This window comes from Streptomyces sp. NPDC027189, from assembly GCF_055566975.1.
In genome coordinates this window covers 207866-228526 of the sequence record NZ_JBVHRI010000012.1, presented here as the reverse complement: position 1 = coordinate 228526, position 20661 = coordinate 207866, and the positions used below count along the sequence as shown (strand labels likewise).

At 71.9% G+C, this 20661-nt stretch carries 18 protein-coding genes and 1 tRNA gene; 7 read left to right on the top strand and 12 right to left on the bottom strand.

The genetic code is table 11. The features are described from left to right. Positions 1 to 7 precede the first annotated feature (7 nt). From ACZ4RZ_RS27710 to ACZ4RZ_RS27690, 5 genes are read right to left on the bottom strand one after another with little or no spacing between them, the layout of a single operon-like run. The gene (locus tag ACZ4RZ_RS27710) at positions 8 to 1348 is read right to left on the bottom strand and encodes a cytochrome P450 (protein ID WP_467748538.1); all 1341 of its coding nucleotides are present in this window, start codon (positions 1346 to 1348) and stop codon (positions 8 to 10) included. Beyond that, positions 1345 to 1962: a GTP-binding protein gene (locus ACZ4RZ_RS27705; RefSeq protein WP_467748536.1), complete on the bottom strand. Its 618-nt coding sequence runs from the start codon at positions 1960 to 1962 to the stop codon at positions 1345 to 1347. The genes ACZ4RZ_RS27710 and ACZ4RZ_RS27705 overlap by 4 nt, the downstream gene beginning before the upstream one ends. Beyond that, positions 1940 to 2299, bottom strand: coding sequence for a DUF742 domain-containing protein (locus ACZ4RZ_RS27700; RefSeq protein WP_406174613.1), 360 nt, complete (start codon positions 2297 to 2299; stop codon positions 1940 to 1942). The genes ACZ4RZ_RS27705 and ACZ4RZ_RS27700 overlap by 23 nt, the downstream gene beginning before the upstream one ends. Continuing rightward, a complete protein-coding gene (locus ACZ4RZ_RS27695; RefSeq protein ID WP_467748534.1) occupies positions 2296 to 2709 on the bottom strand; it encodes a roadblock/LC7 domain-containing protein in 414 nt (137 codons plus the stop codon). The genes ACZ4RZ_RS27700 and ACZ4RZ_RS27695 overlap by 4 nt, the downstream gene beginning before the upstream one ends. Next, entirely contained in the window at positions 2706 to 4049 is a 1344-nt protein-coding gene (locus ACZ4RZ_RS27690; RefSeq protein WP_467748532.1) for an ATP-binding protein, read from the bottom strand. The genes ACZ4RZ_RS27695 and ACZ4RZ_RS27690 overlap by 4 nt, the downstream gene beginning before the upstream one ends. Before the next feature lie 237 nt (positions 4050 to 4286). Between ACZ4RZ_RS27690 and ACZ4RZ_RS27685 the strand changes: the two genes are divergently transcribed. Further along, positions 4287 to 5228: an AraC family transcriptional regulator gene (locus tag ACZ4RZ_RS27685; protein ID WP_467748530.1), complete on the top strand. Its 942-nt coding sequence runs from the start codon at positions 4287 to 4289 to the stop codon at positions 5226 to 5228. Positions 5229 to 5297: 69 nt separating this feature from the next. Here ACZ4RZ_RS27685 and ACZ4RZ_RS27680 read toward each other — a convergent pair whose 3' ends face one another. Beyond that, entirely contained in the window at positions 5298 to 6377 is a 1080-nt protein-coding gene (locus ACZ4RZ_RS27680) for a helix-turn-helix domain-containing protein (protein WP_467748528.1), read from the bottom strand. 260 nt (positions 6378 to 6637) lie between these two features. Then, the gene (locus tag ACZ4RZ_RS27675) at positions 6638 to 7651 is read right to left on the bottom strand and encodes an alpha/beta hydrolase (RefSeq protein WP_467748527.1); all 1014 of its coding nucleotides are present in this window, start codon (positions 7649 to 7651) and stop codon (positions 6638 to 6640) included. A 193-nt stretch (positions 7652 to 7844) separates the two neighbouring features. On the opposite strand from ACZ4RZ_RS27675, the gene ACZ4RZ_RS27670 reads away from it, so the two are divergent. Further along, positions 7845 to 8657, top strand: a complete 813-nt coding sequence (locus tag ACZ4RZ_RS27670; protein ID WP_467748636.1) for an SAM-dependent methyltransferase — start codon at positions 7845 to 7847, stop codon at positions 8655 to 8657. Positions 8658 to 8775: 118 nt separating this feature from the next. Here ACZ4RZ_RS27670 and ACZ4RZ_RS27665 read toward each other — a convergent pair whose 3' ends face one another. After that, positions 8776 to 10077 carry a YhgE/Pip domain-containing protein gene (locus ACZ4RZ_RS27665; RefSeq protein WP_467748525.1) on the bottom strand — a complete coding sequence of 434 codons (1302 nt, stop codon included), beginning with the start codon at positions 10075 to 10077 and terminating at the stop codon, positions 8776 to 8778. A gap of 184 nt (positions 10078 to 10261) precedes the next feature. On the opposite strand from ACZ4RZ_RS27665, the gene ACZ4RZ_RS27660 reads away from it, so the two are divergent. The 3 genes from ACZ4RZ_RS27660 to ACZ4RZ_RS27650 all read left to right on the top strand — a co-directional run bounded on the left by ACZ4RZ_RS27660 (position 10262) and on the right by ACZ4RZ_RS27650 (position 15003). Then, positions 10262 to 12649 (top strand): SpoIIE family protein phosphatase, encoded by a 2388-nt coding sequence (locus ACZ4RZ_RS27660; protein WP_467748523.1) that lies wholly within the window; start codon positions 10262 to 10264, stop codon positions 12647 to 12649. A 195-nt stretch (positions 12650 to 12844) separates the two neighbouring features. After that, positions 12845 to 13228 (top strand): mannosyltransferase YkcB-related protein, encoded by a 384-nt coding sequence (locus ACZ4RZ_RS27655; protein ID WP_467748521.1) that lies wholly within the window; start codon positions 12845 to 12847, stop codon positions 13226 to 13228. 773 nt (positions 13229 to 14001) lie between these two features. Then, complete coding sequence (locus tag ACZ4RZ_RS27650; protein ID WP_467748519.1) at positions 14002 to 15003, top strand: lysylphosphatidylglycerol synthase transmembrane domain-containing protein; 1002 nt, start codon at positions 14002 to 14004, stop codon at positions 15001 to 15003. Positions 15004 to 15036: 33 nt separating this feature from the next. Here ACZ4RZ_RS27650 and ACZ4RZ_RS27645 read toward each other — a convergent pair whose 3' ends face one another. Next, positions 15037 to 15492 (bottom strand): RpiB/LacA/LacB family sugar-phosphate isomerase, encoded by a 456-nt coding sequence (locus ACZ4RZ_RS27645; RefSeq protein WP_467748517.1) that lies wholly within the window; start codon positions 15490 to 15492, stop codon positions 15037 to 15039. A gap of 248 nt (positions 15493 to 15740) precedes the next feature. Next, the gene (locus tag ACZ4RZ_RS27640) at positions 15741 to 16067 is read right to left on the bottom strand and encodes a zeta toxin family protein (protein WP_467748515.1); all 327 of its coding nucleotides are present in this window, start codon (positions 16065 to 16067) and stop codon (positions 15741 to 15743) included. A 101-nt stretch (positions 16068 to 16168) separates the two neighbouring features. Between ACZ4RZ_RS27640 and ACZ4RZ_RS27635 the strand changes: the two genes are divergently transcribed. Both ACZ4RZ_RS27635 and ligA read left to right on the top strand, forming a co-directional pair. Beyond that, positions 16169 to 16242 (top strand) — tRNA-Met (locus ACZ4RZ_RS27635). A 190-nt stretch (positions 16243 to 16432) separates the two neighbouring features. Next, entirely contained in the window at positions 16433 to 18520 is a 2088-nt protein-coding gene (gene ligA / locus ACZ4RZ_RS27630; protein ID WP_467748513.1) for an NAD-dependent DNA ligase LigA, read from the top strand. Between the two features lie 159 nt (positions 18521 to 18679). Here ligA and msrB read toward each other — a convergent pair whose 3' ends face one another. Continuing rightward, entirely contained in the window at positions 18680 to 19087 is a 408-nt protein-coding gene (msrB, locus tag ACZ4RZ_RS27625; protein WP_467748512.1) for a peptide-methionine (R)-S-oxide reductase MsrB, read from the bottom strand. 35 nt (positions 19088 to 19122) lie between these two features. After that, positions 19123 to 20514, bottom strand: a complete 1392-nt coding sequence (murC, locus tag ACZ4RZ_RS27620; RefSeq protein ID WP_467748510.1) for a UDP-N-acetylmuramate--L-alanine ligase — start codon at positions 20512 to 20514, stop codon at positions 19123 to 19125. Positions 20515 to 20661 lie beyond the last annotated feature (147 nt).

Genomic DNA, 20661 nt, shown 5'->3' with positions numbered 1-20661 from the left:
ACGCAGGTCACTCCCCGCGCCACCACGCCAGCAGCCGGGCCCAGCCGCTCCTCGGCCGGTCGGGCCCCTCGGTGGGCGGCTCCGTGACGGGCGCCGGAACGGCACTCGCGTACGGCCGCCGCTCACCGTCGGACCGTACGACCCTCGTGGTGGCCGGGAAGCGTACGGGCAGCGCGACGAGCGCACGGTGGAACGGGCCGGGCCGCCAGACCAACTCCCCTGCCGGAACGGTCAGTTCGACGTCGGGCAGGCGGTCCAGGAGCTTCTCCACCGCGACCGCCGCGATCAGCCGGGCCGGGCTCTGCGCCGGGCAGTTGTGCGGGCCCGCGCTCCACGCCAAGTGGGCGCGGTTGCCCGCCCGCTGATCGGCCGTCAGGGACGGGTCGGTGTTCGCGGCGGCGAGACTCACGACCAGCGGACGGCCCGCGCGCAGCAGCGCGCCCTCGTACACGACGTCGTGCATCGGATAGTGCACGGCGTAGTTGGCCATCGGCGGGTCCGTCCACAGCACCTCGTCCAGGGCGTCCTCCACCGGCAGGCTGCCGCCGGACAGGTCGCCCCCGAAGCGGTCGTCGGACAGCAGCAGCCGAAGACCGTTCGCGATCAGGTTCTGCTGGGGCTCGGTGCCGGCGCCCATCAGGACGACGAGGGTGTGGATCATCTCCTCGTCGGTGAGCCCGGCAGGGTGCGCCATCAGCCAGGACGTCATGTCCTGCCCGGGTTTGGCCCGCTTCAGCGTGACCAGGTCGAGCAGGGTGGTGGTGAGCAGCTCGTTCGCCTTCTCGGCGTCCACCCCGTCGAAGATCCCGGACATGCCCTCGACCAGCCGGACACCGTAGTCGGCCGGGCAGCCGAAGAGGCGGTTGAAGACGAGCAGTGGCAGGACCTGGGCGTACTCGCCCAGCAGATCCGCGGTGCCGAGCGGCGCGAACCGGTCGATGAGCGTATCGGCGCTGCGCTCCACGTATCCGCGCAGGGTGTTCGGCTCCACCCGGGCCAAACTGTCCGTGATCGCCCCGCGCAGCCGGCGGTGCTCCTCGCCGTCCGTGAACAGCGCGTTGGGCCGGTACATCATCATCGGCACGACCGGGCTGTCCATCGGGACGATGCCGTCGGCCAGGTCCTGCCAGCGGCGGGGGTCCTTGGAGAAGGTCTCCGGGCTGCGCAGGACGTGCAGGGCGGCGCCGTAGGAGGTGACGAGCGTCGCCTGGACTCCGGGGGCCAGTTCCACGGGGGCGGTCGGTCCGAGCCTGCGCAGCCGCTGGTAGACGGCGGCCGGGTCGGCCGCGAACTCCGGGCCGTGCAGCGGCTCGTGGAAGGGGCAGCCCGGTGGGGGTACGGCGGTCACGCGTGCTCCAGTTCGCCTGGGCGGCTTTCGCCGGTGCGGGTCAGCAGGTATTCGGCGAGGGCGATCAGCGCCTCGGTGGAGGAGACCCGGTCGCGGGCGTCGCAGCGTACGAGCGGGGTCGAGGGCAGCAGGTCGAGGGCCTCGCGCACCTCCTCCAGATCGTGTTCGGGGGCGTCGTCGAAGTCGTTGAGGGCGACGGCGTAGGGCAGCCCCAACTCCTCCAGTACGCTCATGACTTCGAAGGACTGGTCGAGGCGCCGGGTGTCGGCGAGGACGAGCGCGCCGAGCGCTCCCCGGGTCATGTCCTGCCACAGTTCGGTGAAGCGCTGCTGTCCCGGGGTGCCGAACAGGTAGAGGACCAAGGCGTCGTTGAGGGTGAGGCGGCCGAAGTCGAGCGCCACCGTGGTGGTCGTCTTGTCCCTCGTACCGGCCAGGTCGTCGACGAGGGCACCTGCTTGGGTCATGACCTCCTCGGTGCGCAGCGGCCGAATCTCGGACAGCGCGCCGACGAAGGTGGTCTTGCCGACCGCGAAGTGGCCCACGATCAGCAGCTTGACCGCGGTCTGCACACTGGGGCGCAGATAGACGTCGTCAGAGGCGGGCGCGGAGCCCATCGAGCACCTCCTGGAGGATGCGGGTGTCGGAAGGGCGGGCGGAAGGGATGGGCGCGCGGGTGACGATGTGACCGCTGTCCATCAGGTCGGCGATGAGCACCTTGGTGACGCTGACCGGCAGCTCCAGATGCCCGGCCACCTCGGCGACCGACAGCGCTCCGGGCCTGCACAGCTCCATCAGCCGGCGCTTCTCCGGGCTCAGGCCGGTCAACGGCAGATCGTCGGCGGCGATCAGCAGCGTGACCAGGTCGAGGGTGTTGCGGGACGGGTGGGAGCGGCCGTCCGTGACGACGTACGACCGCACCAGCCGCTCTCCGGGACGGCGCCGGGGCGTCATGCCGGACTGCCGGCGTCCTGCCGGGCCGGGCTGGTCAGCTCCTTGCCGAGCCGGTCGACCAGCTTGTGCATGCGGTAGGTGACCGCCTCCATGTCGACGTCTTCCGTCGTCGACACCGCGAGATACGCGCCTTCGCCGGCGGCGACGAGGAAGACGTACCCGTGCGCGAACTCGATCAGGGTCTGCCGCCACGGCGTGTTCGGGCTGCCGCAGAACTCGGCTGTGCTGCGGCTGATCGACTGCACCCCGGACAGGCCCGCGGCCAGCCGCTCGGCGTCGTCCCGGTCGATGTCCGCGGAGTGGGCCCGGAGCATGCCGTCGGCGGACAGCAGGATCGCGTGCCGCGCCTCCGGCACCTTCAGGACCTCGTCGAGCATCCACCCCAGCTCGTTGGTGATGGGCGCGATCATCCCTGTGTGTTCCCTTCGTTCTCGTGGGGGGCTGCTTCGGAGGCATCGGGGGCGGTGGCGGCTGTGGGGCCGTCTTGGGCGGCCCGGCCGAAACGGGTGCCGCGCGCGAACGCGCCCATGCGCCGGGCGTTCTCCTCGGCCGAGCGGCCGCCGATCTCCTCGGTCGGCGCGGCGGTTCGCTCTTCGGCGGTCGCCGACGCCTGCGGCGCACGACGGCGGCGTTTGGGCAGTCCTCCGGCCGTGCTGACCTCCGCGGGCTCGGTCGTACGAGGGGACGTACGCGTCGTGGTACGAGCGGGCGTCGGTGCCGGCTCGGCCGGCGGCGGCGCTTCCTGGACCGTGTCCGCGTGCGTGAGCAGGGCCGCCGGTACGAACACCACGGCACGCACGCCGCCGTACGGGGAGCGCGTGTCCACCGAGACGCTGAATCCGTACCGCGCGGCGAGCACTCCGATGACGGCGAAGCCGAACTGGGGCGGGTCGTCGAGGCGGGTGACGTCCACCGCGTCCCGGCCCGAGAGCAGCGCGGCGGCGTGCTCCGTCGCCTGCCCGTCCATGCCGACGCCCGCGTCGTCGATGATCACGCAGGCGCCGTTGTGCACCGACTGGACGTTGACCTCGACGCTCGTGTTCGGCTGCGAGTGGCGGGCCGCGTTGTCCAGGAGCTCGGCGACCGCGAGGACCACCGGCTCCACCGCGCGGCTCTCGACGGCGATGTCGACCTGCCCGTTGATCCGGATGCGCCGGTAGTCGCGGATCCGGGAGGTCGCGCCGCGTACGACCTCGATCAGCGCGGAGGTGGCGCGCTGTCGTCCCGGCCAGGAGCCGCACAGGACGGCGATGGCCTGGGCCCGACGCCCGAACTGGGCGTTGGTGTGGTCGATTTCGAGCAGGTCGCGCAGCACGTCGGGGTGGTCGTGCCTGTCCTGCATCTCGGAGATGGACACCTGCTGCTCGTTGGCGAGGGCCTGGATGGAGCGCATCGACGCCTTCAGGGCGGCCTTCGCGGACTGGTCGGCGCGGGACTGCGCGTGCTCGACGGCTCCGGAGAACCGTTCGAGAACGCTGTCGAGGCACTTGGCGAAGTCCGTGTCGGCAAGCCGGGCGTCGAGCAGACCTACGGCGGGGTGGGGTTGGTGCGGGCCGCCCTCAAGGGCCGGGAGGCGGACCGCGACCAGATGGCGCAGCTCCTCGTCCCGGGCCCGCAGCCCTTCCGCCAGCTCGGTGGTCCGTCCGCGCTGCCGCCCGGTGATCCCGCGCTGGCGCACCAGCAGCACGGTGACGACGAGCAGGCCGACGGCCAGGCACCAGAACGCCGCCTCCGGTATCCGTTCGGTCATGAGTCTTCAAGTCCTCAAATACGTACGTGAGTTGAAGGAATGGCAGTGGGAAGAGTGAGGGGTGGGGCGTGAGTGGACGCGCCGCACGACGGTAGCCGCGCGTCGGCGCCCGCGCTTGCCCCGGCGCGCAAGGAAGTTGCTGTCATGCGCACAGGCTGTGTGCACTAGGCTGACGGCGCGTAACTACCGCCAGCTGCACAGGAGTTGAGGGTGTCGTTGCCCGCGGGAAGCTACCTCGTGGAATCACAGTCGACCGGTGAGGTGGATCCGCGCGAGCGGGCCGACTTCTGGAGCGAGCACATCGGCTCCTACCAGTCCCGGATGGGGTACCGGTACGCACACACCGACAACTTCCGCGGCGAGACGGTCCGCCAGCGCACCGAGACCTATCAGCTCGTCAGATTCCGGTCGGACGAGATCGAGTACAGCAGAACCGCGGGGCAGGTCCGGGACGACCCCGACGATGACTACCGCTTGCTGCTCCCGCTCAGCGGAGAGATCGTTCTGCGACAGGACGGCCAGGAGGCACGGCTGACGCCGGGGACCGGCACGCTGGTCTCCTTCGGGACCCCCTTCGAGTGCCTCCAGGACGCGTCCACCCAGGCGTTCATCCTCACCATCCCGGCCCGCGAGGTGAACGGCCCGCTGAACCGCAAGTCGCCGCTGGCCACCGGCCTCGACCTGAGCAGAGGCCTCGGCCGTGTGGTCGGCGACATGCTGAACGACCTGTACACCGAGCGCGACCACCTCACCGACCCCCAGTTCAACGCCGTCTCCGACCGCATCGTCGAGCTGCTGTGCATGCTCGCCACCGGGGACGACCGTCCGGACGGGTCCAGGCACCTGACCGACGTGGAGACCACGGTCCGCCGCTACGTCCGCGAGCACGCCCCCGACCCGGCCCTCGCCGGTTCGTCCATGGCCCGCGCCCTCGGCTGGTCCCTGCGCCAGATCCAACTGGCCCTGCAGCGCGCGGGCACCACACCGCGCGACCTGATCCGCGAGGAACGCCTCCGCCTCGTCCGCGAGCGCCTCCAATGCGGCGACTGCGGACACCTGACCATCACCGATCTCGCGTACGCCTCGGGCTTCTCCTCGGCGAGCGCGCTGAGCACGGCGTTCCGGCAGCGGTTCGGGGTGAGTCCTCGGGAGATGCGGTACGGGGGGCGGCGGCCGTAGGGCGAGCCGCCGCCGCGCGCACGCGGCGTCGCGCGGCGCCGGGCTCGGAGCGCGACGGGGCGACCGCCATCACGCCGAGGGCGCCGGCCGCCCCGCCCCGGTTTCCGCCGCCGTTCGCCGCAACCTCCGTACAGCCAGGGCCAGTTGCAGACGCAGCCGCCCCTGAGGCGAGTGCACGTCCCAGCCCAGGATGTGCTCGGCCTGCGCGAGGCGTTCCTGAAGGGTCGAGTGATGCACCGTCAGTTCGGCGGCCGCGGCGCGGAGACTGGGGGCGGACGCCACGGCATGGAGTGTCGCGGCCGCCCAAATGGCCTCGGCGACAGCGCGCTCCACGGCGAGTACGTCGGGGATCGGCGGGGTGTCCGGGCCCACGGCGGCGGCGAGCAGGGCCAGACCGCCGAGTTCCTCGGCGTACACCGTGCGCGCCCCGGGATCCCGTGCCGTGCCCTCCGCGGTCAGCCGGAGCGCGGTCCGGGCGGCCACCCACGACTGCGGGAGTTCGGCCGGTTCGACGGCGGGTCCCACACCGGCCCGCCGCGTCCCGGGGACGCGCCGACCGGCGGGCACGATCTCCGCGCCGCCCTCGTGAAGCGCCACCGCCCGCACCAACTCGCCCTGTTTGAGTCCCAGTTGTGCCGCCGCGTGGGACCGCGCGGCCTGCGGTGCGGACGCGTCCAGCACCACCTCCACCAGCGCGGGGTCGTGCGCCGCGGGTACGCCCGTGGACGCCCGTCCGCGCGTCCGGTCCATGACGCCGCGTGCGGCACGCGCCGCCCGCTCAAGGACCATGGCCTGTACGCCGTCGGGCGGACCCGGGCGCTCCAGCCAGAGAGCGGCCGGGGTTTCCGGGGCGGCGGCGTGGGCGTGGCCGGTCGCCGACGAGTCGGTGGGCCCCAGTGGTGCCCACGGCCAGGCCGGGTCGACGGCCCCGGCGGAGTCGTCGCGCCGCCCGTCCGGCGTGACCCTGATCCGTACGGCGCGCCGCTCGTCGACCAGCCGGGCGGGGCAGCCGGACAGCACCGCGGCCCCGCGCACCAAGGCCTCCAGGCCGACCCGCCCCTCCGTGAGGCGGTCGAAGTACGCGATGACCTGCAACGCGGCACCCGCGTCCGGGTCGAGCGCCGCAAGCCGTCCTGCCAGCTCTTTCACAGGCACCATCCTGAGACCACGACCCCGCCCTGCCAAGCGCCGGGCTCCGGCCAAGGCGGGCGGACGCCGGGTCAGCCGACGTGGGCGGACCTCTCTCAGTCCGACCGGTTTCAGCCCGTCCGGCGTCTGAGGACGAGGCCATTCAGGCCGAAGCGGGAGGTCTGGGGGCGGCAGCCCCCGGGAACGGGACGGGTAGGGGCGGAGGGGCGAAAAAGTCACCATCGCTGCATCGACGTCGTACCCCCGGGCGGCGACGCCGATCAGGCACCCAGCAGCCGCCGCAACCAACGCAACCTGGTCGCCCGGCTCTCCTGGGCCAGCGGCACCTGTCGGGCGAACATCTCGAAGCCGTGGAAGCCGCCGGGCCACACGTGCAGTTCGGCACGGCCACCCGCCTGCCAGAGCCGGTCGGCGTACGCGATGTCCTCGTCGCGGAACGTCTCCGCGGAGCCGACGTCGATGAAGGCCGGCGGCAGCCCGGACAGATCGGCCGCCCGGGCCGGAGCCGCGTACGGCGAGACATCGGGGCCGCCGACGCCCTCACCCAGCAGCGCGCCCCAGCCCGTCGCGTTGGCCGTACGGTCCCAGACGCCGAGCCCTGCCATCTGGTGGCCGGACAGCGAGTCGTTGCGGTCGTCCAGCATCGGGCACATCAGCAACTGGCCGATCAGCTCCGGCCCACCGCGGTCCCGGGCCAGCAACGCGAGGGCCGCGGCGAGTCCGCCCCCGGCGCTGGCCCCGGCGACGAGGAGGCGGTCGGGGTCGATCCCGAGCTCCTCGGCGTTCGCGGCCGTCCACACCAGCCCTGCGTAGCTGTCCTCGACCGGCGCCGGATGCGGGTGCTCGGGGGCGAGCCGGTACTCCACCGACACCACCACAAGGCCCAACTCCTCGGCCCAGTCGAGCGCTTCGGTCACGCCCATCCGGTTGTCGCCGAGCATCATGCCGCCGCCGTGGGTGTAGAACACGGCAGGCAGCGGCGCGCTCGCTCCGGTCGGCCGGCAGATGAGCAGCGATACGTCCGGCGCGCCCGCGGGCCCCGGCACCGACCGCTCCTCGACCTGGAAGGCGCCGTCCCTGCGGAGCTCGTCGTCCGAGGGCCGCATGTGGTTCGTGGTCTCCCGCAGCGCGGGAATCAGCTCCGCCGTGAAACCGGACGGAATTTCCTCCGCGATCAGCTCCAGCGCGGCCGCCAGCTCCGGGTCGAAGGGCGGCGGCGGAGGGACCTGCCCGGCGGCTGCCCATGCTGCGGCGATCGTGGGCTCAGCGGTCATGGCGGCTCCTCGCGTCACGGCCACTGCGGTGTGACCAGTGCGTTCATGGTGCCCGACGGTTCGGCTGCCAGGTACGCGCCGTTCGGCGGGAATCCCCCGCCGAACGGCGGGGCGGCCTCAAGTGGTTTTCACCGCCGCCGGGATGACAAGTGTCCTGGGAAACATGAGCGCCGAACTGACGGGAGGGGCGGCGTTGTCCGACAACGGAGGACCGGCCCGGATCGACACCGGGAGCGCGCACTCCGCGCGCATTTACGACTACATCATCGGCGGCAGGGACTACTACGCCGCCGACAAGGAGGCGGGCGACGCGATGGTGCGGGAGTGGCCCGCCCTGCCGGTGCACATGCGCGCCAACCGCGACTTCATGCACCGAGCGGTGCGCCATCTCGCCGAGGAGGCCGGGATACGCCAGTTCCTCGACATCGGGACCGGCATCCCCACCTCCCCCAACCTCCACGAGATCGCCCAGGCGGTGGCCCCCGAGTCCCGGGTCGTCTACGTGGACAACGACCCCCTCGTCCTCACCCTCTCCCGGGACCTGCTGGCCGGCACACCCGAGGGCAGGACGTCGTACATCGAGGCGGACATGCTCGACCCGGCGAGCATCCTGGACGCCCCACAGTTGCGCGACACTCTCGACCTGGGCCGGCCGGTGGCCCTCACGGTGATCGCGATCGTCCACTTCGTGCTGGACGAGGACGACGCGGTCGGCATCGTCCGCCGCCTGCTGGACCCCCTCCCCTCCGGCAGCCACCTGGCGATGTCCATCGGCACCGCCGAGTTCGCTCCCGGGGAGGTGGGGCGGGTCGCGCGCGAGTACGCGGCCCGCGGCATGCCCATGCGGCTGCGTACACACGCGGAGGCCGAGGAGTTCTTCGACGGCCTCGACCTCGTCGACCCGGGCATCACCCAGGTCCACAAGTGGCATCCGGACGGCACGGAGACCCAACAGATCCGGGACGAGGACATCGCCATGTACGGAGCGGTGGCTCGAAAGCCCTAGGTCGGGCGCACCCGTCGGTACGGTGGCGGCGGCCGTCGGCGAACTGATCCAGCGCAACCTGAGAGGCCGGCATCGACACGGCGACGGCCTTCCTCCGCGGCGGCATCGCCACCCTGCCTCAGGCGGGCTGAGGCGTCATGCGGTACAGGCCTTTGCGGTCGTAGTAGCGGGTCATCGCGAAGCCGAAGAGCAGGGCGAGGGCGGCGCCGACGGCGATCATGGTCCAGGCTCGGGTGAGGCCGGCGTCGGCGCGCGCGTCGAAGAAGAGGATGGCGCGTACGCCGTCGCTGAGCTGGCGCATGGGCTCGAAGACCGACAGGAAGCGGTAGAAACCGGGGACGGCCTGGAGCGGAACGGTGGCGCCCGACGACGGCAGGCCCAGCACGATGAACACGAACATGGACACGAGCTGTCCGATCCCGCCGAACGCCGCGTTGATGGCCTGGACGCCCAGACCGACCGCGAGGCTCGCGCAGTAGGAGTAGATCCACAGCAATGGGATGTGGGCAGCGTCCATGCCGAGGATCGAGATGGTGGCCACCATGACCAGGGTGGTGGTCAGCACGCTGATCCCGGCGGTCATGACCATCTTCAGCAGCAGCGTCTGGGTGCGGCTGATCGGCACGGTGGGGCGGCGGGTGTGCCAGGGGCCGATCTCGCTGTCCGCGTAGCCCAGGGCGGTGTCGGCACCGGTGCTGATGAGGTTGGCGCCGAGGAAGCCGGAGAGCACCAGCAGCAGCGTGTAGTAGAACGCGCTCAGACCCAGGCCGCTGTGCTCGCCGATGGGGTGACCGACCTCGGTGACGACCCGCACGGGGTCTGCCAGCAGCAGGCGCGTGGTGGGGTCGGCCTGGGCGGTGGCGGGGGCCGCCGTGAGCTGTTTGCCGATGGTCGCGGAGGACTGCTGGGCCGCCGCCGTGGTGATCCGGCCGGCCAGCGAGGAACCCAGGCTGCCCATGCCGGGGTTGGTGAGCACCGTGACCGTGGGCCGGGCCGTGGCGTTCGCGGTGGTGAGCGCGGCGACGGAGTCGGTGAAGTCCGCGGGGATGACCAGGGCGCCGTAGATCCTGCCGGAGGACAGTTGATCCTGTGCCTCGGACTGGGTGAGCCGGCGCCATTCGGCCTTGCCAGACTTGTCGCCGCCGATGACGCCCTCGGTGACCTGCGTGCCCACGTTCTGCCGCTGTCCCGCCGGCGGCCTGCCGATGTCCGCGTTGACGATGCCGATGGGCAGGTTGTGCAGCTGCTGGTCCGGGTTGACGATGCCGCCCATGTAGAGCAGTGACAGCAGCAGCGCGAGCAGCCCGGTCAGGACGGCGGGCACCAGCCACAGCATCGGACGGCGCAGCAGCGCGGAGGCACGTGCCTGGAAAGAAGCGTCGAGGCGGGCGTCGTCGCGCTGGTTGCTGTCGGCGTCCATGGTTCTCCATTGGTTCCGGGGCGGCATGGACCGGCATACGCGGACGGCCGCGCCTGGGGGCCCGGGACGCCGACCACCCCCGTCAGCATGGCGCGCACGGCGGTGAGGCGTTCGCTGACTCGCCCGACAACAGCTCCGAACCCCTGGGTTGATGCCACTGCCCGATCGGATCATGCTTGTACATATGGTGACACTGCCGGGCGATGGGGGGCGGGCGACCACGGCCGGTGACGCCATGGCGGTGGTCGACGCACGGGGAATCATCACGAGCTGGAGCGAGGGCGCACGCCTGCTGACCGGATACACCGCGCAGGAGATCACCGGACGGCCGGTGTCGGAGCTGATCTACCCGAACGCCGGCACGGCCTGGCGCGAGCTGCGGGAGAGCGGCGGCGCGGTGGTGGCCGTACGGCTGCGGGACGGGCGGCGCACGGAGCTGGCGCTGCGGGTCTGCCCGCTGCGGGGCGACAAGGGGGAGCCGGGGGGATACGTGATCACCACGGTGCCGGACGACGGGGCCCGCACGCTGGGCGAGCTCGCTTTCCGGCAGGCGTCGGTGTCGATGTCGATCTTCGACGTCGAGCAGCGCTATCTGCGGATGAACGACACGGCCTGCCGGATCACGGGCCGGGCGGAGGCGGAGTTCCTGGGCCGGTTCTACCCGGACACCGTGGAGGACGCGGAGCACAGCCGCGGGTTCCAGCGCCAGCTGCGGAGAGTGGTGGAGACGGGGCAGCCCGTGCACTACGAGAGCCGGACCCGGGCGCCCTCGGGGAAGCGGATGCACGCGTGGAGCACCGAGATGTGGCCACTGCGGGATCCCTCCGGGCCGCTGCTCGGGGTCGCGCTGGCCGCGTTCGACAGCAGCGAGCAGCACCTGGCCAGGCAGCGGCTCGCACTGCTGAACAAGGCCGCCACCAGTATCGGTACGCGGCTGGACGTGATCCACACGGCCCGCGAGCTGGCCGAACTCGCGGTGCCCCAGCTGGCGGACTTCGCCAGCGTGGACCTCTTGGACTCGGTGCTCCAGGGTGAGGAACCCGTCGCCGGCCCGGTGGCCGGCGATCTGCAGCTGCGCCGCGTCGCACACCACTCCCGCACCGCCGGAGTGCCCGAGGCGGCCATCGACCTGGGCTCCGCGGACGTCTATCCGCCCTCCTCGCCGCCCGCCCACGCGCTGGCCACCGGCGCCGCGGTGCTCACCAGGACCGGCGAGGCGGACCTCGACACCTGGCTCGCGCGGCACGACGACCGGGCCGCCAAACTGCGGGAGAGCGACGACAGGGACTTCTCACTGATGGCCGTACCGCTGGTGGCACGCGGTACCACCCTCGGCGTGGCGGTCTTCGTACGGCTGCTCACCCCGCGGAGCCCCGATCCCTTCGACCAGGACGACGTGTCAATGGCGCAGGAGCTGGCCAGTCGCGCCGCCGTCTGCGTGGACAACGCCCGCCGGTACACCAGGGAGCACACGACCGCGCTGGCCCTGCAGCGCAGTCTGCTGCCGCAGGTCGTCACGGGACAGGCGGCGGTCGAGTTCGCCTCCCGCTACCTTCCGGCGCTGTCCCAGGCGGGCGTGGGCGGCGACTGGTTCGACGTGATCCCGCTGTCCGGCACCCGGGTGGCGCTGGTGGTCGGAGACGTCGTCGGACACGGCATCCACGCCTCCGTCACGATGGGTCGGCTGCGCACGGCGGTGTGGACGCTGGCCGATGTCGACCTGCCCCCGGACGAGCTGCTCACCCACCTCGACGATCTGGTCGGGCACTTGGCGGCCGACGAGAGCGGTCGGGGCGGCGAGATCGGTGCCACCTGTCTGTACGCGCTGTACGACCCGGTCGCCCGCCGCTGCACAATCGCCTCGGCCGGGCACCCGCCACCCGCCGTGCTGTACCCGGACGGAACCGTGGAGGTCGTCGGAGTGAGCGCGGGGCCGGTGCTCGGGGTCGGCGGCCTCCCGTTCGAGTCCACCGAGTTGGACATGCCCGAGGGCGCCGTACTCGCCCTCTACACGGACGGTCTCATCGAGGCCCGCGACCTCGACATGGACGCCGGCACCGCCGCGCTGTGCGCCGCCCTCGCGGCCCCGGCCGGGAATCTGGAGGACGTCTGCGGCAACGTGCTCAAGGCCCTGCTCCCGGAGCGCCCCTCCGACGACGTGGCGCTGCTGCTGGCCCGCACCCGCGCCCTGGACACCGCGCAGGTCGCCGTCTGGGACCTGCCCGCCGACCCGGCGGAGGTGGCCACCGCCCGGCAGTACGCCACCGAGCAGCTCAGCGACTGGGGGCTCGACGAGGCCGCCTTCGTCACCGAACTCGTCGTCAGCGAACTGGTCACCAACGCCATCCGCTACGGCGGCGCCCCCATCCAGCTCCGGCTCATCCGCGACCGCGCCCTCATCTGCGAGGTCTCCGACGCCAGCAGCACCTCGCCCCACCTGCGCCGGGCCCGCACCTACGACGAGGGCGGCCGCGGCCTCCTCCTCGTCGCCCAGCTCACCGACCGCTGGGGCACCCGCCCGACCGGCACCGGAAAGACGATCTGGGCCGAACAGGCGCTTCCCGTCCAGTGAGGAGGCCTGGTGCGCCCGGGCCTGGCGCCCAGGCAGTCAGGAGGCAGGCGGGCAGGCGGGCAGGCGGGCGGGCGGGCCGAGGCGTTCACGACACCCGATGGGTCACGGCGCAGGCCGTCGGCCACGCGTACTACCCGATCTGACGCGGGTGGCGGCGGTGGCCGGACGGGCGGCGGCAGCCAGGTCGCCTCGGACGTGATCACGTACCTCAAGAAGCACCAGGACGGCGCCACTTGGCTGGTGGCGGTGGCCACCGACCAGACCGCTTCCTCGATCATCCTGGAGTCCGGCGAGCCCGTGATCTCCATGGGCGGCTGGTCCGGCAGCGACAACGCCATGACTCTGGCCAAGCTCAAGAGCCTGGTGAAGTCCGGCAAGCCGCACTACATCGTGATCAGCGCCAACGGCGGACAGGGCACCGACTCAGAGGTCGCCACCTGGGTCGAGAAGCACGGCACCGCCGTCAAGTCCTCGACGTACAGCTCCAGTTCGTCGCCGTCCACGTCGAGTACGTCCAGTACGTCGACCTCGTCGACCACCAGCGGTCTGTACCGCCTGGACGCGTCCGATCTCGGCTGAGTGGTCCGCACACCCTGGCCCCGCCCGGTGACTACCGGGCGGGGCCCGCACATGTCGTGCTCGCCGACCGGGTCCGAGCGCAGCATGTGGACAGTGATGCCGGTGTCGTCGAACGGGCGCCCGGGGCAGGGCCACGTCGACGAGGTCGGCCCGCAGTCCGACGGCAGCTCGCCGATGACGTCGTGCTCGTCCCCGACCGGCTGGTGCAGCTGGTCCCGAACATCGGCGTCATCGGCGGCCGCCACTCCGTGCTCGTCGTCGAGACCGGCATGGGCCCGCGCCACGCCGAGAAGGCCCTTCGGTTCGCGGCCGACCACACCGCGGGACACCGCCTGACTCGAGCACCCGCGGGCCGCCCGGGGCTCAGCTCTCGGCAGGGGTCAGCGGCAACGAAGTGCGCTCGATGCGGTTTCGCCGGCCAGTGGGCGTGGAGTGGCCGTCACCCTCGAACACCTGCCCAAGACCCGACCCGCACCGAGTACACGGCGCTTGTGTCCGCGCTCTCCTGCCGATCCTCGAGAAGGGCCACCGCATCGGAGTCGCATGCCGCGGAGGGGCTCGGCTCACCAGGCCCGTACGCATCACCTGCGCCAGGAGCACGCCGTGCGGGACGACGGGCGTGGGCCGCGTCGCCCACCCGCCCGCGCTGCTTCGGCTCCCGGACACCGTGGCGTCACACCGGGCGGGCACGTTTCAGCCGTCCCCTCCTGCCTCGCCTTGTTTCCGTCCGCCCCGCACCGCGCGGTGCGCGACGTGGAAGGACGACGTGCGCCGTGTCCCTGCTCCCGCTCGATGAACTCCCGGGGCCGCTCCCCGCCCCAGCCCCCGTCCGCTCCCCCTCCGCCGCACGCCTGGCCGGCCGGGTGCTGAGTCTGGTCCCGCTCCTGCTGATCGGAGCGTGGGCGGCGGTCGACTGGCACGCGGTGTCCGACGGCGCCGCCCGGCTGGCCTCCGCCGACCCCTGGTGGCTGCTTTCCGGGCTCTTCTTCACCTGCCTGGGCTGGGTGGCCGCCGCGGTCGTCCGACAGGGAGCCATACCGGAAAGGCTTGCACCGGGGCCGCTGCTCGCGTCGCAGTTCGCCGCCGGTGCCGCGAACCATGTGTTTCCGGCGAGCATCGGCGCGCATGCGGTCACCCTGCGCTTCCTGCAGCGCCAGGGCATCCCCCTCGCGCGGGCCACCGCCTCGCTCGCCCTGTACTCGCTGGTCAAACCGATCGCGAAGACACTGGTGCTTCTCGTGTTCCTCGTGGTCTTCCCCGACCTGCTGCGACTCGGTCAACTCGTCCCGGACGAGCGGACGTTGTTCATGATCGCCGGGGGCGTGACCATCGGCCTGACCGTGCCGGCCCTGCTCATCACGGTGGTACGTCCACTGCGACGCCCCGTCCTCAACCTCGTACGCACCGCTCTGACCGACGTACGGCTGCTGCACACCCGGCCCAGCCGCGTCCTCGCCCTCTGGGGCGGTTCGGCCATCGCCCCCGTGCTCCAGGCCAGCGTGATCGCCTCGGTCGGGGCCTCGCTCGGTCTGCCGCTGTCCTGGCCACAGGTGGTCTTCGCGTTCCTCGCCGCCAGCACCGCGGTCGGAGCCGTGCCCGCGCCGGGCGGCATCGGCCCCGTGGACGCGGCCTTGGTGTTCACCATGGTCGCGCTGGACGCCCCCCTGGACCTGTCCACGGCGACCGTCATCGGCTACCGCGTCCTGACGATCTGGCTGCCCCTGCTGCCGGGCGCACTCGTGCTCTCGGCCCTTGTGCACCGCAAGGCGCTGTGAGCCGGAGCCGGCGGAGTCCTCGCGTCGGCTCGGCTAGGGAACAGTTCCCCCGAGGTCGAGCCGTCCGACATGCGCCACGTTTTCCTTGTCCTCGGCGTCGTCGCCGGCCTCGGCCGCGAACCATGCGTCGAGGATCTCCCTGAGCAGCGGCTCGGACGTCAGCCGCAGGCTGAGTGCCAACACGTTGGCGTCGTTCCAGCGGCGTGCGCCGTCCGCCGTGTACGCGTCCGTGCACAGCGCCGCTCGTACCCCCGGCACCTTGTTCGCGGCGATCGACGCGCCGGTGCCGGTCCAGCAGCACACGACCGCCTGGTCCGACGTCCCCGCCGCGACCTCGCCGGCCGCCGCCGCCGAGCACGCCGCCCACTGCGCGTCGTCGCCGGGGAGGAGCGCCCCGTGCGCCCGTACCTCGTGGCCACGCTTGCGCAACTCCACGAGAAGGGCGCGGGCCACGGGTTCGTCCATGTCCGAGGAAACAGAGATCCGCATGTCTCGGAGACTACTCAGCGGATGAGTCGGAGTCTCCCGACCCGATGGCACCGGACGGCGACGGTGGTGCCGGCTCCCACTGCGGAGTCCACGGGCACCTGGCCGTAGTGGGCGTGAATGATCGCTTCCACGACGGCGGGACCGGGACCGGAACCGCCGTACGCGTGGCTGCGGCCGGCCTCGGCATGCGAGAAGCCTTCGAAGGGTGTCGTCGTCGCGCTCTCGCCGGTGAGCCGGGCCAGGACCGCTCACGCTTGCCCGGCCTCGGGCGGCCCGGCACCACCGGCGGGAAGCTGCCGGAACGGCTCGGCAGCTTCCCGCCGCACCACACGCAGGAGAACTTTGTGGAACCGGCGCCCTGAAGCGCAGCCCTGCAGGATGCGGCGCACGTGGTCCTGCTCGACCCGGGCGAGGCCCCGGCCGCAGGCGTCTCGAATGGCGCGGGCCACCGAGCTCTTGCCGGATGCCGAACTGCCGCGGATGACGATGAGGACGGTGGAAGCCGGATCGACGCGGCCGTCGGGCAGAGGTTCCGCCTGGCTCCGGGTTGACGTGCCGTCGCTCGCAGTCGCCATGGCCGGGCAGCCCATCGCCGCCCAATCAGCCACCGGTGCCCTGTTGACGGATGATCTTGGTGCGGAGGCCGCGAAATCTGGCGTAGGGTGGGGTCATCCGACGCGGGGTGGAGCAGCTCGGTAGCTCGCTGGGCTCATAACCCAGAGGTCGCAGGTTCAAATCCTGTCCCCGCTACTGAAACCGAGGGGCCGGCGATTTCGCTGGCCCCTCGGTCATGTCCAGCGCACTGGACGTGCGCCTGCGGGCCGAGACGGGAATCGGACCCGGTTCCCGAGCCCGAGGCGCAAGGGTCCACCACCACTTCCCGCCGGCGGTGAAGCGCGCGCCCGGGGCGTTGTCAGTGGTGGCAGGCAGGATGGCGGGCATGACAACACCTGGTGCAGTGATCGTGGATGCCGCCGCCTACGCGCAGGCAGTCGAGGACGCGGTGAAGGCGTCCGCCGCCTACTACGCGGGCGGCACATCCGTGCTGGACGACGACGCCTACGACCGACTGGTGCGCGGCATAGCGGCGTGGGAGGCCGATCACCCCGACGAGGTGCTGCCCGACTCGCCGACCGGGAAGGTCGCCGGGGGCGCAGCGCAGGGGGATGTCCCGCACACGGTGTCGATGCTGAGCCTGGACAACGTGTTCTCGGCGGAGGAGTTCACCGCCTGGACCGCGTCGTTGGCCCGGCGCATCGGCCACGAGGCGGAACGATTCAGCGTCGAACCGAAACTGGACGGACTCGCGATCGCCGCCCGCTACACCCGTGGCCGCCTCACCAGGCTGATCACACGCGGTGACGGGACGGCCGGGGAGGACGTCTCGCACGCGATCGGCACCGTCGAAGGCCTGCCGCGGGAGCTCGCCGAGCCGGTCACGGTGGAGGTGCGCGGTGAAGTCCTGATGACCACGGACCAGTTCGAGCATGCCAACGAGGTGCGCTCCGCGCACGGCGGGCAGCCGTTCGCCAACCCGCGCAACGCCGCGGCGGGCACGCTGCGCGCCAAGGACCGCGCGTACACCGTGCCGATGACGTTCTTCGGCTACGGCCTGCTCCCGCTGCCCGACACCGATGCGGCGCTCACTGCGCGGCTGGGCGAGAGCGCGCACAGCGATCTGATGGCGCTGGCCGCCGAGCTCGGCGTGAACACCACCGCCCGCACCGACGTGCCCGGCGTCACCGCCGAAGCGGCCGAGCAGGTCCTGGCGCGCGTTCAGGAGATCGCCGCACTGCGGGCCCAGCTGCCGTTCGGGATCGACGGGATCGTCATCAAGGCCGACCTGGCCGCCGACCAGCGGGCCGCAGGATCCGGTTCACGCGCCCCGCGCTGGGCGATCGCCTACAAGCTGCCGGCCGTGGAGAAGATCACCCGACTGCTGGAGGTGGAGTGGAACGTGGGCCGCACCGGCATCATCGCCCCGCGCGCCGTCCTCGAACCGGTCGAGATCGACGGCTCCACCATCACGTACGCCACCCTCCACAACCCGGCCGACATCACCCGCCGCGACCTGCGCCTGGGCGACCACGTCATGGTCCACCGCGCCGGCGACGTCATCCCCCGCGTCGAAGCCCCCGTCGCCCACCTGCGCACCGGCGACGAACAGCCGATCGTCTTCCCCGAGGTCTGCCCGCGCTGCGGGGCCGGCATCGACACCAGCGAGCAACGCTGGCGCTGCGAGAACGGCCGCAACTGCCACCTGGTCGCCGCCCTCTCCTACGCCGCCGGCCGCGACCAGCTCGACATCGAGGGCCTCGGCCACACCCGCGTGATTCAGCTCGTCGAAGCCGGTCTGGTCGCCGATCTCGCAGACCTGTTCACCCTCACCCGCGACCAGCTGCTGGGCCTGGAACGGATGGGGGAAACCAGCACCGACAACCTCCTCACCGCCATCGGCGCGGCCAAGGGGCAACCGCTGTCCCGCGTGTTGTGCGCGCTCGGGGTGCGCGGCACCGGCCGGTCCATGTCCCGCCGCATCGCCCGCTACTTCGCGACCATGGACAACATCCGCGCCGCCGACGCCGAGGCGATGCAGCGGGTCGAGGGCATCGGCACCGAGAAGGCCCCGTCCATCGTCACCGAACTCACCGACCTCGCCCCGCTCATCGACAAACTCGCCGCGGCCGGGGTGAACATGAGCGAGCCCGGCGCCACGCCGCCGAGCCCCGCTGCGGGCGACGCCGACAGCAGCGGAGACACCGCGGAGCCGACAGGCGGGCCGCTGGCCGGGATGACCGTCGTCGTCACCGGCGCGATGACCGGAGCGCTGGAGAAGCTCAGCCGCAACCAGATGAACGAGCTCGTCGAACGCGCCGGCGGCCGCGCCTCCTCCAGCGTCTCCAAGAAGACCACCCTGGTCGTCGCCGGAGAAGGCGCCGGATCCAAACGCGCCAAGGCCGAGACCCTCGGCATCCGCCTGGCCACCCCCGACGAATTCGTCACCCTCGTCGCCGACCTCATCGACTGACCGCACCGACGAGGCGAACTGCCGCACGTCACTCCGGCCGGCGCGCGCGACACGTCCAGGAAGCCCCGGCACGCACACCCTCCGCCGACGGGCGCCGGGGGCCGCCCTCGCGCGCGGCCGAAGCGGGCGCCCGTCACCGGGGCATGCGTGCGCCGCGTATCAGCTCTCGTCAGGCGTCAGCCGCAGCGAAATGCTGTTGATGCAGTACCGCTGGTCGGTCGGGGTCGCATACCCCTCACCCTCGAAGACATGCCCAAGATGCGACCCGCACCGAGCGCACCGCACCTCCGTCCGCACCATCCCGTGCGACCGGTCCTCGATCAGCTCGACCGCGTCGGTGTCCTTCGGGTCGAAGAAGGACGGCCAGCCGCAGTGCGACTCGAACTTCTCGTTGGACGTGAAGAGTTCGGCGCCGCACGCGCGACAGGAGTAGACGCCCTTGGTCTTGGCGTCGGTGTACTCGCCCGTGAAGGCCGGCTCGGTGCCCGCCTTGCGGAGAACCACGTACTCGGCCGGGGTCAGCTCCGCGCGCCACTGCTCGTCCGGCTTTTCGATGTCGTACGACATGAAGCTCAACCCCTCACTACAGGTACGGCGTATGGCTATTTCGACAGGCGGGTCAGGATCTCGGGTCCGAGGTCCGTGACGTCGCCCGCGCCCATGGTGAGAACGAGATCACCGGGCTTCGCCATTCCCGCGACGACGGAGGGCACCTCGCCCTTGTCGTGGACCGGCGTCACATCCGCGCCCGCCGCCCGTGCCGCCTCGATGATCAGCTCACTGGTGACGCCCGGGATCGGGTCCTCGCGGGCGGGATAGATGTCCAGGACGACCGAGGCGTCCGCCAGGGACAGGGCCGCGCCCATCTCCTTGCCCAGCTCCTGGGTGCGGGAGAACAGGTGGGGCTGGAAGACCACCAGGATGCGGGTGTCACCGGCCGCCGCGCGCATCGCCTCCAGGTCGGCCGTCATCTCCGTCGGGTGGTGCGCGTAGGAGTCGATGACCTGGACGCCCGCCTCCTCGCCCTTCAGCTGGAGGCGGCGCTTCACGCCGGTGTAGGAGGCGAGCGCGGGGGCCAGCTCGGTGGCCGGGATGCCGAGCGCCACGCCCGCCGCCAGCGCCGCCACCGCGTTGTGCGCGTAATGGCGGCCGGGGACGGAGACCGTGAAGGTCAGCTCCGAGCCGTCCAGGAGTACCGTCACCTCGCTCTTCAGGCCCTGCGGGACCACGGAGAGCACCCGGACGTCCGCGTCCGCCGCGTCGCCGTACGTCACCACGCGGACGTCCGCGGCCGTGACGCGGCGCGTCAGCTCGCGCGCGCCCTCGTGGTCCGCCGAGATCACCAGCGTGCCGCCCTCGGTGATGCGGTCCACGAACGTCTCGAAGGACTCGTAGATCTCGTCCATGGACGCGTAGTTGGCGTGGTGGTCCAGCTCCACGTTCAGCACGATCGCCACCTCGGGCGCGTACTTGTGGAAGCTGCGGTCCGACTCGTCGGCCTCGGCGACGAAGATCTCGCCCTCGCCGTGCAGGGCGTTCGAACCGGGGGCGTCGAGGTCGCCGCCGATCGCGTACGACGGGGACAGGCCCAGAGTGGACAGGGACACCGCCAGCATCGACGTCGTGGTCGTCTTGCCGTGGGTGCCCGCGACCGCGATCGGGCGCAGGTCGTCCATCAGCCGGGCGAGGGCGTCCGAGCGGTGGACCACCGGGATGCCGAGCTCCGCGGCACGGGCCAGCTCCGGGTTGTCCGGGCGGATCGCGGAGGAGACCACGACGCAGGTGGCGTCGGACGCCAGGTGGTCGGCCGCGTGCCCGATGTGCACCGTCGCACCGAGCGCGCGCAGAGCCTCGGCGGTCGCGGACTCCTTCGCGTCGCTGCCCGCCACCTTGGCCCCACGCTGCGCGAGGATCTTCGCGATGCCCGACATCCCGGCGCCGCCGATGCCGATGAAGTGCGGTCGGTCCATGGCGGTAGGAAGGCCGGGTGCCATGCGCTGTTCTCCCCAAGATCCGGTACGACGATGAGCGCGCCCCCTGAAGGAGCGCGCCCCCAGCCTATGCCGTGGAGCACTGGGCACCTCGCAAGGGGCGCAAGCGACAGCTTGCCCAAGGGGCGCGGGACGGTGCTCGTCATGCGG